The organism is Methanosarcina barkeri MS, from assembly GCF_000970025.1.
In the GTDB taxonomy this organism is placed as follows: Archaea; Halobacteriota; Methanosarcinia; order Methanosarcinales; family Methanosarcinaceae; genus Methanosarcina; species Methanosarcina barkeri.
In genome coordinates this window covers 4,050,765-4,063,939 of sequence record NZ_CP009528.1, presented here as the reverse complement: position 1 = coordinate 4,063,939, position 13,175 = coordinate 4,050,765, and the positions used below count along the sequence as shown (strand labels likewise).

At 39.2% G+C, this 13,175-nt stretch carries 11 protein-coding genes; 5 read left to right on the top strand and 6 right to left on the bottom strand.

Annotated elements, in window-relative coordinates; all coding sequences use genetic code 11:
• Window positions 1–564 precede the first annotated feature (564 nt).
• Complete coding sequence (purH, locus tag MSBRM_RS16575) at window positions 565–2,181, bottom strand: bifunctional phosphoribosylaminoimidazolecarboxamide formyltransferase/IMP cyclohydrolase (RefSeq protein WP_048156346.1); 1,617 nt, start codon at window positions 2,179–2,181, stop codon at window positions 565–567.
• Window positions 2,182–2,391: 210 nt separating this feature from the next.
• Between purH and MSBRM_RS16570 the strand changes: the two genes are divergently transcribed.
• Together MSBRM_RS16570 and nth are read left to right on the top strand one after the other, a co-directional pair.
• The gene (locus MSBRM_RS16570) at window positions 2,392–2,646 is read left to right on the top strand and encodes a hypothetical protein (RefSeq protein WP_048122029.1); all 255 of its coding nucleotides are present in this window, start codon (window positions 2,392–2,394) and stop codon (window positions 2,644–2,646) included.
• A gap of 134 nt (window positions 2,647–2,780) precedes the next feature.
• On the top strand, window positions 2,781–3,488 hold the full coding sequence (nth, locus tag MSBRM_RS16565) for an endonuclease III (protein ID WP_048122027.1): 708 nt from the start codon (window positions 2,781–2,783) through the stop codon (window positions 3,486–3,488).
• A 180-nt stretch (window positions 3,489–3,668) separates the two neighbouring features.
• Here the strand turns inward: nth and MSBRM_RS16560 are convergent, their stop codons facing one another.
• The 3 genes from MSBRM_RS16560 to MSBRM_RS16545 form a co-directional block, all read right to left on the bottom strand.
• Window positions 3,669–3,974: a PDGLE domain-containing protein gene (locus MSBRM_RS16560; protein ID WP_011305596.1), complete on the bottom strand. Its 306-nt coding sequence runs from the start codon at window positions 3,972–3,974 to the stop codon at window positions 3,669–3,671.
• The gene (gene cbiM, locus MSBRM_RS16555; RefSeq protein WP_048122025.1) at window positions 3,971–4,636 is read right to left on the bottom strand and encodes a cobalt transporter CbiM; all 666 of its coding nucleotides are present in this window, start codon (window positions 4,634–4,636) and stop codon (window positions 3,971–3,973) included. Before cbiM ends, MSBRM_RS16560 begins: the two co-directional genes overlap by 4 nt.
• 878 nt (window positions 4,637–5,514) lie before the next feature.
• Window positions 5,515–6,495 carry a hypothetical protein gene (locus tag MSBRM_RS16545; protein WP_080941593.1) on the bottom strand — a complete coding sequence of 327 codons (981 nt, stop codon included), beginning with the start codon at window positions 6,493–6,495 and terminating at the stop codon, window positions 5,515–5,517.
• 1,927 nt (window positions 6,496–8,422) lie between these two features.
• Here MSBRM_RS16545 and MSBRM_RS16540 point away from each other — a divergent pair.
• Window positions 8,423–9,148, top strand: a complete 726-nt coding sequence (locus MSBRM_RS16540) for a nicotianamine synthase family protein (protein WP_230628988.1) — start codon at window positions 8,423–8,425, stop codon at window positions 9,146–9,148.
• Entirely contained in the window at window positions 9,141–9,962 is an 822-nt protein-coding gene (locus MSBRM_RS16535; protein ID WP_048122017.1) for a nicotianamine synthase family protein, read from the top strand. The genes MSBRM_RS16540 and MSBRM_RS16535 overlap by 8 nt, the downstream gene beginning before the upstream one ends.
• Before the next feature lie 116 nt (window positions 9,963–10,078).
• Here the strand turns inward: MSBRM_RS16535 and cbiQ are convergent, their stop codons facing one another.
• Both cbiQ and MSBRM_RS16525 read right to left on the bottom strand, forming a co-directional pair.
• Complete coding sequence (gene cbiQ / locus MSBRM_RS16530) at window positions 10,079–10,885, bottom strand: cobalt ECF transporter T component CbiQ (protein ID WP_048156343.1); 807 nt, start codon at window positions 10,883–10,885, stop codon at window positions 10,079–10,081.
• Window positions 10,886–10,918: 33 nt separating this feature from the next.
• On the bottom strand, window positions 10,919–11,899 hold the full coding sequence (locus MSBRM_RS16525; protein WP_048122013.1) for an ATP-binding cassette domain-containing protein: 981 nt from the start codon (window positions 11,897–11,899) through the stop codon (window positions 10,919–10,921).
• A gap of 166 nt (window positions 11,900–12,065) precedes the next feature.
• On the opposite strand from MSBRM_RS16525, the gene dinB reads away from it, so the two are divergent.
• Entirely contained in the window at window positions 12,066–13,163 is a 1,098-nt protein-coding gene (gene dinB / locus MSBRM_RS16520) for a DNA polymerase IV (RefSeq protein ID WP_048122011.1), read from the top strand.
• The last annotated feature ends 12 nt before the right edge of the window (window positions 13,164–13,175 follow it).

Sequence of the window (13,175 nt, the reverse complement as noted above, 5' to 3'; positions counted from 1 at the left end):
GAATAATCCCTATAATTATTTTAAATTAATTATACCAAAAATTAGTTACAAACAAAAAATGCTTTCGCATAAAAAGTTTTAAAATCGGAATATGATTTCATGTTAAACGTGTACCCTTCAAATTTATGGGTAAAAGTAAATTATGGGTATAAGTAAATTTCATATATTTAATGAAAATTTAAAAATTTAACCCAGTTTGAGAACCAACCTCGTGCGATGTATTCAACTTTATAACTGTATGGTAAAATTGTTGTACATTTTTCAAGTTGGAAAATTCTCCATTGAATTTGAAGAGGATTCAAAACTAAAATTAAATCGTTTAAACAACTTTTAACTTAGTTTAAACGAATTTTAGTTCAGTTTAAACGATGCCTCAAGGGCTCGGAGTAATGTCTGGGTACTCAGGAGACCAAAAGGTAACACTAAAGCACTGGCATTCTTTATACACAGGATATTGGCCGGTGTGATTTGTTGTCGAATGGTCGTAAGAACGATTCAGAAAACCCCTGAGTTTTTAACTCAGGGATATTCACATATTATTTTTGTCAACACCTGAAAAGCTTATTAATGAAGGAAGTGGCGCATGCCTGTAAAGACCATGGAAACTCCAAGCCTATTTGCAGCAGCAATGACTTCGCCGTCCCGAATTGATCCACCTGGGGAAACTATGTAGCGAATATTATTTTCTGCTGCATGAATTATGCTGTCGTCGAAGGGGAAGAAGGCGTCTGAGGCCATTACGCATTCTGACATAACTTTCTGGCAATAATCTTCAAAGGAGGTTTCAGGATTTTCTCGTTCGTAAATTACCTTGAGATTTTCAATAGCTTTTGTGGCAGCCAGTTTGCGAATTGAGTCAACCCTATTCGGTTGTCCTGCGCCCATAGCAAGTACCATGAAGAAACCTGGCTCGTACTCGTAAGCAAGGTTCACTGAATTGGATTTAGTTGACTTACAGGCTTTAAGACAGAATTCCGAAAGAGAGCGCTTCTCTTCAGGATAGGACATGTCTGTGACTGACTCCCATTTTTCGTAGAGGCTAATATCGCGACTCTGCTTAAGCATGCCTCCGATTACATACTTATATGTGTAGTCTGTCCCGAAAGCTTCCCTGAGATCGGGCAGTTTAAGGAGTCTAAGATTTTCACTTTTGTTTTTCAGGTATTCAAGAGCATCGGGATTGAAGTCAGGAGCAAGAATAATCTCCACAAATTTTCCGTTCAGAAAAGTCGCAGCTTTAAGATCAAAGGTTTCATTGGTGCAGATTATACTTCCGTAAGCTGAAATAGGGTCTCCGTCCCAGGCAGCCTGAAGAGCTTGCAGGAGTGTGCTTCCGGTTGCAAGCCCACATGGGTTATTATGTTTTACGATTGCCACGGCAGGGTTAGCATTTCCGAGTTCTTTTACCGTCTGAAGTGCATTATCTGCGTCCACATAGTTATTATAGGAGAGTTCTTTTCCGTGAAGCTGGGTGGCTTTTGCCAGAGTTGGGCCTTCTATTTTAGGATCTTTGTAAAAATAGGCTTTCTGGTGCCAATTTTCTCCATAGCGAAGTTTTACACCGTCGGTAAAATTCATACGGAGTACATTTTCTCCGAGCAGGGTTTTGCTCAGGTAGGTATCGATTGCTGCATCATAATCCGCAGTATGTCTGAAAGCCTTAACTGCAAGGGCAGCTCGTGTTTCCTCCGAAATTACTCCTGTTGAGCGAAGTTCTTTGAGGACACGCCCATAGTCCGATGGGTCTGAGAGTGCTGTAACCGAACGATAGTTTTTAGCTGCCGAACGAAGAAGAGTTGGTCCTCCGATATCTATGTTCTCAATGGCTTCTTCGAGTTCGACGCCTTCCTTTGAGATTGTTACCTCAAATGGATAGAGATTTACAGCCACCATGTCAATAAGCGAGATGTCTTCTCTTTCAGCCTCAGCCATCTGTTCCTTGCTTTCTCGCAGGCATAAGAGCCCGCCATGAATTCTTGGGTGGAGAGTCTTGACCCTTCCTCCCATCATCTCCGGACAGCCTGTGACTTCCGAGACATCAGTAACTTCTATGCCGGCGTCGCGAAGAATTTTCGCTGTCCCGCCTGTTGAAATTATTTTCACGCCAAGTGATTCAAGCCCGCGTGCGAATTCTGCAATTCCTGTCTTGTCTGAGACGCTGAGCAGTGCCCTCTTTACCAAAAAATCACCAATATCTTTGGTTTAAAGATTCTTAGCTATAAAACTTATGGTCTACGCATTATTATATTAAAAAAGAGAGTTTTTTCTGCTCAAACTGAATTTATATTTTACAAATTCAGTATTTCCGTTAAGGTGCTTTCAGAATTCTTCTGGGAATGTAGTTCTTTAAGTTTTTGGTACTTTTCTGTTCTGGCGTCGGTAGGAATCGGTGTGGCTAAAGATAGTGATAAGTGCAAGGTAATATTCCGGGACAGAAGCAACTGGTATACATCCCGAAAAGAAGGAATGGAGTTTGCAGCTTCAAAGGTAATTATCGATGAGGCAAACGACCATGTAATGGGAGTGCATATTCTGGGCCCAAATGCCGAAGAAGCTATCAATATTTTCGCTTTGGTAATGTGGCTTGGGCTTAAGGCATCGGACATAAAAAACTTGTCTTCTAATGTCCTACTTACTACATGTTAGGATATTTCTTATATGCTGTAACCTGCAGGATCGACCGCAGAACTAAAAATTCTAAGGAGCCTTAAAGAAAATACCATTTCTTCTAACAAATAATTCCCGGCAAAAATCTATAACACTTAGAAGACGGAGTTAACATGCCTGAAAGAAAACCAAAAAAACCTGACACTCAGGACTTCTTTTCCGAATATGATATTCCTGATAACAGACATAATTTCTACCGTATCTGGGCTCTTCTAAAAGAAGAGTATCCTGATGTAAAACCCTCTCTCAATTACAGCAATCCCCTTGAACTGCTTGTGGCGACTGTTCTCTCAGCCCAGTCAACTGATGTACAGATTAATAGAGTAACTGACAAATTGTTCAAAAAGTACAGGACTGCAAGAGATTATGCCAGTGCAGACCTCAGGGAACTTGAAAACGATCTATATTCCACAGGTTTTTACAAAAGCAAGGCAAAGAATATCAAAACTGCTGCGCAGATGATTGTAGAGAAGTACAATGGAGAAGTCCCAAAAACTATGGAAGAACTTACCAGTTTGCCAGGGGTCGGAAGGAAAACGGCTAATATAGTACTTGCCAGAGCATTTGGGATAGTAGAGGGAGTTGCTGTAGATACCCATGTGAAAAGGGTTTCAAGAAGGCTGGGACTTACGAAAAACTCCGACCCCGCTAAAATTGAACAGGACCTTATCTCACTTGCCCGAAGGGAAGATCTCGATTCAATCTCCATGACTCTGATTTATCATGGGAGGAAGGTCTGCCAGGCAAAAAAACCAAAATGCAAAATCTGTATTGTGAAGGACTTATGTCCTTCAAGTGTTATATTTATTAGCAGTGCTTGAATGTTTTTCAAGCTTGAATGTTTTTTCCAGAGCCAGAAGACTAAATTATTTTATTGAAGCAAAATCTGTAAAGTTTTACTGAAAAGCTCTACTTTTTCAAAGATCTTTTTGTGTGTGAGCCGTTTCTTCCCTGCCTTTCGGGAAGAAAAACGGTTTTTAGGGAAAGAGAACTTTTTATGTTCAGTTTTTTTTGCTAAAAACTTTTCCTAACCCTAAACTGATTGCCAGTACTGCAAGTGTTCCAACAGCTATTGCTGCTACTTCTCCCCCTTTTCCTAGGCCTTCTATTGAATAGTCAGGCATCGGAGAGCCTACTACAGGTTCAGTCTTTTCAATTTTGGACATCTTCGATTCTTCAACTACCCCTCCAGCAGCACTTTCCAGTCCGTCGGGGTCAGAAGATGCAAGAAAAGGGGCTAGAACCGCGAGCAGAATTGCAATTGCAATTCCGACGTACAAGAATTTCATGTTTGATTTTCTGCTCATGCATGTGCCTCTTTTTTATGTTTTTCTGGTCTGGCAGTGTAATTATCCTCAAGAAGGTCAGGACGGGATTTTGCAATCGCCGTGATTACAATTGAAGTGATCAGGCCTTCTCCTATGAAACCGATAATCAGATGATAAGTTCCCATGGCTATAAGTCCAGCACGCAGGGGAAAGGTACCAGCAATCCACATCTCAATCGCGCAGGCGATTGCCGAAATAAATAGTCCGAGCCAGGCGCCTCCGAAAGCTGCGATGCTTGTTCCTGCCTTACTGCGAAGGGCAACATATGTATAGTATCCGACAAACCCGGAAATAACTCCCATATTCAGAATATTCGCTCCCATGGTAGTGACTCCTCCATCACCGAAGGCGAATCCCTGCACGAGCAGGACTAGAGTGAGCACAAGAACTCCAGCCCAGGGGCTTCCGAAGATAATGGCAACAAGTGCTGCTCCTACCATATGCCCGCTTGTTCCCATCCCTATGGGAATATTCATGGCCTGAATTGCAAAAATTCCTGCCGCAAGAGCAGCAAGAATTGGTACTTTCATCTCGTCAAGCTCGTTTTTTGCCCATTTCATTGACATTATAATAAATGGAAGGGCAACAACCCAGTAAATTACTGCCTGGCTAAGCGGTATGAATGAATCAGGTATATGCATTTCACTTCCCTCTTTTACCCCTATCTCTTATTTCCTGTAAATCCAAACAGAAGTTCTTTAAGTTCTGGAATATTCCAAAAGCAAGGACTAGGAAAATATCCTTAACATAAAGACCGAAAATTCTTTTTCAGGAATAACCTTAATATCTCTGAGTTTCTTACAATGTTTCAGGTAGCTGTTTTTGAAGAATACATTCAATAACATCACATTGTTTAGTATTACATATATACGTTTTGGTATTACTTTTTCTGAAAATTTTTTTATGGACGCCTTCTCTTGTATCTGTATTTTTATTTTTTTAGTCAAATAAGGTATCCTGGTATCTTCCATTAAATCGAATATTTGTTCACGTTAATTTTTTGACATTGTCTCCTAATCTGTTTTGAAACTTTACGAAAAAAGAACTAAATTTCTTTTCTCAAAAGTAATAAAAGTAAATTTGTCGATTAGGTATACGATATTCAGCCTACTTTGTTTTCTGAGTTGTATCCGTTCGTATTATGTAGTTTTTTAAACTTCTTCACTCGTTCTTTATATTTTGTCACTGCAAGATGGTAAATTCTCCAGAATATAATGTCCAGGCTTCATAATACTATTGTTAAAAAAGTTATCAATTTGTAACAGAAAATGTATCATAAATCTTAAATATCACTGGTAATATCGATAAAGGATCTCTGGCGAACAGACGCAAAATAATATTACCTCCTAAATTGCCTATGTCATCCGAACTCCGTTTTGCCCTGCATGTGGTAGCAAGGCAGGCAGGGATTGGATGCAAAGCTTCAGAATTCCAGGTTAAACTGATGATTTTTTTTTCATAGCCAATTAAGTCTGATTTTGAGTTAAATAATCTAATTTGACTTATAAGCTAATTTGACTCAAATATCATCAATCCTGTCATACAGTTTTTCCAGATCCTTCTGCAACCTGTTAATCTCCTTTTTCCATATTTTTTTATCAAATTCCATACAGGGACCCATTTTCAAAGCTGCTAGTTTCACATAGTTCTGGGAAATTTTTCTGTTGCTGCATGGAAGACCAAAAGCCAGATCGGTTTTTTTGATGCTATATTTTTCGTGGATCAGAAACTCGTAAAGCTCAGTAACCAGCTCGGGCTTTTCTTCTGAGTGTTCGGAAAAGTTTGGGCAAAGATCAACTAGATTACGTAGGTGGTATTGGACGCCACAACTTTCAGGGCACAATTTCTTCGAGTTTGCAAACTTAAGCAGCTCTTTGAATTCAAAGAAAATATTCGTCTGTTTAAAATCTGAAGGTAGAGTTTTTCCTAGGAAAATAAGGATATGGATGCACTCATGAAAAAGGATTTTTGCTATCAGGTATTCAATTCTATCCCGAAGATTCCATAATTTTTCGACTAGTTTTCTTTCCCATAACTCATATGGATTTACCAGGACAAGGGATCTGTATATTATTTTCTTGTCTTCTCTATAAATGATCTTTCTTGGCTCGAAAGTTAACCCTGGCATCATTCCACAAAATTGTACTCGAACTGCCAGGTCCCAGCAGTGTTTCCATTCTCCGAAACGCACACACTTTACCCGATAGTATTTTCCGTCAAACTTGACTCTCTCGATTAGCCGGTACAGATCTTCATTTTGTTCTTTGATAAGAGCTTTTATCACAGTTTCCCGGTAAATGTTCAGATCGAGATAGAGAGGTCCCGGGGAAAAAAACGAGCAGTTCAGAGCAGGATTAGAAACAGGATATGTAAAAGGAGAGAAGTATATAGCAACAGGAGGGACTGGTGAAGATACAGGGAATAACTTGTCCTGAACTCTATGTACCGGCAAGCTATTTTTTTCCTTTGGCGAAACTTTCTTTGTTCTTACTCCCTGCACCGTGAATCTACTCCTCTTGACCATATTTCCCACGATAGGATCTCATAGTATTACTAAATTTTATTTTAGTATTACTTTATAGTAAAACACCTTAAATAATAAATACTTTATCCTACAAAATGAACAATTAATATTAATATATCGAGGAATACAAAGAAACCCAAATCGCCCTAGGTTTTTTAGAACCTTCTTAGCTCTGATAACAGGAAAGTTTAAAGTCTTTGATTTTCAAAATAACATTCTGCAGATCTATTGGGCCCAGATTTATCGGAATATTTCTATTCTTTAAAATAACTTTTTTAACTGAAATACATCGTTAAATTTCATTTTGGTATTATTTTTATGTGCAAATTTATTAATTTTGTATGCTAATTATGGAAAACAGGAAATAATTTATTTTAATAAATCTATCTTATGTATGGTCCATAAGTTGAGAAAATCCTGTCTGGTCAGGAAAGGAGTATAATATGTCTGAGAAAACTGCAAGAACAAATGTTATTAGGTTAAAAAATACACGCATAAAATGCCTGAAAATTAGACTTCGAAAGTCGAAACCGTTCGTCACAAAGAATGATACTGAGGGATAACACAATCAATAGAGTCAAATCATAGTAATTTCTGAAATTGATTTTAAATTTACCTAAAATTTACAACACTATCAAAAAATTCTAAAACCCTTTTTTTGGAAAATTGAAGGATTTCCAAACCAACTGAAAATGGATGTAGAGTTGAAACCTTCCAAATCTTTAACTTAAAAATCCAAAAAAACTTATTTATAAGAAGGGTAAACAAAGGACTCTGGTCCAAAATCCAGTGATTTTTGTATTTTTTGATTGAAAATCTGAATTAGCAAGAAAAATCTGGTTTTCATTAAAATCAATATTCGATATCTAAAGACCTCAACCCCAAAGTTGTATCACAAGGATTGTGACCAATTACAAAATCTAGTGATTTTGAATTTTACATTCATCACTAGATTTTGGTACTGAGTCAAACAAAGATTTCTCTTTTAATTTCGTGGAAGCATTTTGAACGTATTTTTATAGACTGCAAAACCGGCAACGTTAGCTCAATTATATCGCGCTTATCATATTCTGTCATCTGTGGAACATGGTGAAGGGCTTGTATGACTGCTTTCCATCAGGAAGTGGATGATTCAAGAAGTCAACGTGTTTTAGCCGTTGGTAGCTCACAAAAGATAAATAATCATTTACGTAGAGGCTTTTTGGAAAGAGCTCTATTTTTCATCTCTGGACAGAAAGAGTAAAAATCAATCTCTTTGGTTCCGGGCATTTTTTAGTTAGGATCTACCTAAAATAACTTTGGTATATTTTTATACTGTACATCACTATTATTTTAGACATTTCATACGCAGCTCTTTCAATTTATATTTTGTTATACAGTTATAAAGTTTAATGCGTCATTTGGTTGAAACAATTTCTCAAGTTTAGTCATATTCTTGAATTTTTCACAAAATAATGAAAATTTACTTACCCATTAATTTGAAGTCTATATCTTAATTCCTCTAAAATGCCTCAACATTTTTATTTTCACGCAGCTAATAAATATCATTTCTTTATTTTCGTATAATTTTAATGATTTTTACTAAGTTATCTTACGTTTTTTTTCTTATTTTTTACTAAATATAATGAAACTTTTTAATATACTTACTTTTCCCAAATTGTGGAAAAGTTTATATAAATTCAACAAAAATTAATCATATCCAATATATATTTTTATTAATATTTTATTCACAAATAACACGGAGTAGTGTGATCTCATGAACAGCTTACTAAGTGCTGAGGGTAGCAGTTTACTACCCCCATTTCAAGACTATGAGCCGCAATTATATGGCATAAGGTCCCATATCTTACATTTTTACAGCAATATTAAAGACCGCGATTTAAGCAAAATTGCAGAATCAAATATGGCTGAGCTCTATGAGATATTTTCCGAACTCGATGAACTTGGGCATATGGATATTTCTGAAGATCTCTGTCTGGCTTTACTTAGAGACCCGGTGATCAGCTCCGTCCTCCCTTCGATTTACACCAGTTATACTCATTTTTTTAGTCTGCATGAGACTCAGCTAGCAAAAAATATCCTGGCTTACAAGGAACCTTGGAAAATGCTGGAATCTTTTCCTCTATATCCCAGATACGAAAAAATGATCAAGACTCAAGTTCAGGCATACCCTGGAATTGAAGTGCTGGCTTTCATAGGCTGCGGTCCCCTTCCTATTACTCTACTTCTCTTCAGTAAATTATACGGCATTCATTGCATTGGTGTAGATCAGGACTCTGAAGCAGTGGGTCTGGCAAAAAGATGTATAAAGCACTTTGGGCTTGAAAAGGAAATCAGTATTATCGAAGGAAACGAAACCGTACTTTCAAAAATTGAATGGGACTCTGTGCTTATAGCAGGACTTGCCGAACCTAAACAACGCATCTTCGAGAACCTGCATATGATGATCAAAAATCGAAAATCGAGTTCCAAAAAACCCATTTCAGTGTGTTGTCGCAACTACAGCGGCATAAGGCAATTGCTATACTGGCCAGTCCAGCCGGAACAGATTAAAGGTTTCAGAAAAATAAAAGAAATCTATCCCGCTGGAAAAGTAAACAATACCCTGGTCTTCATGGAGTGTGAGTAACATTCAAAAAATCAATGTTGAGCCCCTACTTACTGAATTTCGCCAGATCTATACTCAGATAAAAGATCTTAAAGAAACCGATATCTTGGATAATCCCTCTCCTGAACTGTATGCCGTGTTTAAACGGCTGGATGAAATGGTATCTCTGGATATAGATGAACAGTCTATTGAGGTACTCTTTGAAAGCCCGGATTTTAATCTTCTGATTGCTGAGATTTCTCGCTTTCGGTTTTTATACAATTTGAAACTTGAAATCGAAAAAGCAAAAAGTCTTCTTGAAAGCTCGAATCCGTGGCAAACTCTCCAGAATTTTACGTTTTATCCGAACTACCTGCAGCTTGCTAGCACCGAATATACAGGTTCAGGTCTTAAACCAAAGTATTGTGTTCTTTTTCTTGGAAGCGGCCCTCTACCGCTTAGTCTAATAATGCTCTGTCGCGAACACGGTCTTTTCGGAATCGGGATTGAGCAGGATAGAAAGAGGGCGAATCTCTCCCGGGAGGTTATTGCTTGTCTCGGTCTTTCCGAAAGTATCGAGATAATCGAAGGAAACCATTTCAGCCTGCCCCTTAACACCAGATGTGACCTTTACATGGTCGCTGCCCAGGCTGAACCCAAAGAAGAGATATTTGAGCAACTTGCAAAAGTACTTCCCAAAGGAAGTAAAGTTTCCTACCGCCTTTATGAAAAGGGCCTTCGGAGAATTCTGGACAGTAATTTCCTCTTTGAACTGCCTTCAGGATTTGAAGAATATCTCAGGATCCAGCCGGAACCTCCAGTTAATAATACGGTTGTATTTTTAAAAAAGAGATAAGATCTTCTGGAGACTATAGGAAGCGGTTTTCAAAATCTATATTTATAATGATTAGTTCTCAGAAATAACCAGTTCTCAGAAGATCTAAGAAAGTAGTGTAGTGGTAGAAGCTCCTTTCAAACATAAATGTGAATATATAATACGCATCCTGCACTCAGAAGCAAGAAGAAGATGTCCTGAGCTCTGATCTTTGCTCTGTAATAAGTCTTTTCGTGACCACTTCCGTAACCTCTGCAGAGCATGCTTATATAGGTCCTTTCTCCCTGCTCGTAGGAGCGTATGAAAATCGAACTTATGCTATTTCCTATCTGCTCGATGACCCATTTTCTTGGCACATTTTTATTCCATATATCAAAGAGCCTTGTTTGCTGTGCGGTCCTTATCCTTTTGAGAACGGCCCAGAACAAGAAAAGATAGCGTATCATCATGCTCAAAAGCAGGGTAAATTCCCTTGGAATGCCTATCCTGTCTGCAGCTGCGACCATATCTCTCAGCTGCGTAGTAGAAGAAAACAGGATAATAACTGTTATGCAGACCAGAAATTTTGCAAGCAGTGTGCTTCCAAAATCAAGTCCTTCATAAGTTATACTGAGCCCAAAAGGCAGGTCAAGAGGGTATGGAGTATAATTTTCTATAAAGGAAGGTCTAAGGAATGGTTGGATAAGGACAATTGCGAGGCCGAATGGTAAAATCGCAAGAATACGAAGGAAGAAGTATCTTAAGTCGAGCCCTGCAGCAAGCACCAGAAGCAGCAAATAAATCTCTATGGCAAAAAGGCGGACCATATTTTTTTCGTGAATCCGGGGCAGGCTAACTGCATATATGATTATTGCAAGTGTAAAAAGCAGCTTTATCCGGGGTTCAAGCCTGTGTACTGGGCTGTTTTTATATGATTCGCGTTCAATATCCGTGAGCGTTACCATTAAAACTTCTCCTCTGAGGATTCTTTCCGGCTTTCACTCAATCCTCTTTTGCTGTCCCGAGCTTACAAGCCGCAGTATTTCATCTCTAGCCGCTTCGGCTGTTATCTGTATGTTAACATTGAGTCCTTTTTGCTGGAGCATCTCAAATACTTCAGCAACTCTCGGAAGTCTTAGGTGAGCTTTCCTGAGGAGTTCGGGATCGCTGAAAATCTCGTACGGGCTTCCATCAGCCTCAAGTCTTCCATGATGGAGAACAAAAACCCTTTCTGCAAAATAAGGAACTACATCCACATTATGGGTAGAAAGTAGCAGGGTGATCCCCAGTTCCCTATTCATCTTCATAATTAATTCAAGAACGCGAGCCGAACTGAGAGGGTCAAGTCCGGCTGTTGGCTCATCAAGGACTATAATCTCAGGACGCATGGCAAGGATGCCTGCGATTGCCACAAGTTTCTTCTGCCCTCCGCTCAGATGATGCGGGGCCCTTTCCTCAAAACCTGTGAGTCCAACCATCTCAAGGGCTTCTTTTACTCTCCTTTCGACCTCATTTCTGGACAAGCCCATATTAATTGGCCCAAAAGCAATATCTTCTTCAACACTAGGAGCAAGTACTTGGTCATCAGGGTCTTGGAAGACGATTCCTACGGTTTTCCTGCATGTCCGGATATTCTTCTTAGTCATTTTTTCTCCTTTTATCAGGACTTCCCCTGAAAGAGGCTTCAGGATTCCGTTAAGGTGCTTGAACAAAGTCGATTTTCCTGCTCCATTAGCCCCAAGCACTGCAACTCTCTCTCCTTTGAACACTTTGAGGTTGATTTTATCTAGGGTGTTTGAATCAAGATGAGGGTATCTATGGCAGAGGTCTCTGACTTCCAGTACAGGAATATCATTTCTTTCGGAGGCTTTGCCCGATTTTTCGGAACATATTCCGGATATCTGGCTCGTTCTGCCTGTTGTTTCTTTTGGGAAAGTTACTGTTTCTTCTGAGTTCTGTGGGGAATTCGGAGTGCTCATACTGAAAACGTCCTGTATGAAAATCGTGTCTACTGCTGCAAACTAACTTTTTTAAAAATAGTGTTACAAATAATGAAGCTATCTTTCTTATGTGTTATGGTTTGTACTTTTATATTCCTAAAGTTTGAGAGATAACTATACAAATCTTCCCAACCTATTTTTTTTGATGCAGCGTATCGTTCTCCATGTAGATATGGACTCTTTTTATGCAGCGATTGAAGAGCGGGAAAACTCTGAACTTCAGGGAAAAGCCATCGTTGTCTGCATGCTTTCCGGAAGAAGCGAGCTCAGTGGGGCTGTAAGTACCTGTAATTATACCGCACGAGAGTCCGGGATCAAGGCAGGCATGCCATGTTCAAAGGCAAAGAAACTGAACCCTGAAGCAGTTTTCCTGCCTGTACGAAAGGATTTCTATACTTCTGTCTCGGACCGGGTTATGGAAATTCTCAGGAGTTATGCGGATGCAAGGGAGACAGGGGAAGCGTTTGAACAGATAAGCATAGACGAAGCCTTCCTGGAAATTACCGAAAAAACAGGTGGGGATTTTAACCTTGCCTTTGAGATTGGAAACCAGATTAAGAATGAAGTAAAGGATAAAGAGAAGCTGACCTGTTCGGTGGGGGTAGGCCCAAATAAGCTTATTGCCAAAATGGCATCCTCTGTCCAGAAACCCGATGGGATTACTGTTATAAGTCCGGATAAACTCGAGAGATTTCTCTGGCCTCTCAAGGTGTCTAAACTCTGGGGAATAGGGAATGTAACCGCAGGAAAACTGCAGGAAATGGGCATAGTCACAATAAAAGATCTTGCTGAACATGATGTTATTGACCTGATCTCAACTTTCGGAAAAACTCGAGGAGTCTGGCTTAAACAGGCTGCGTCAGGTATCGATAATTCTCCCCTGAAAGAAAGGGAAGGCTCTGAACAGATAGGAAGGATCGCAACTCTGCCTGAGGATACCCTCGACGTTAATCTTATCTCTCAGCTACTTGACAGGCTGGCAGGGGATGTAATTTCAAAACTCGATTCAAGGGAGCTTTCCTTCAAAACTGTAACTATTACGGTCATAAATTCAAAGTTCAGGATGTACACTAAAAGCCGTACACTAAACCACCCGGCCTATTCAAAGGAAACTCTTCTCGAGGTGACTCGCGAAATCCTTAATGAGTTCCTTTCGGAAAGCCGAACTGAGTTCAGGCGTGTAGGTATCAGGGTAGGAGAACTTCAAAAAAGGATAGGCCAGAAAAGCCTTTTTGATTATTGAGTTTGTCTTTTT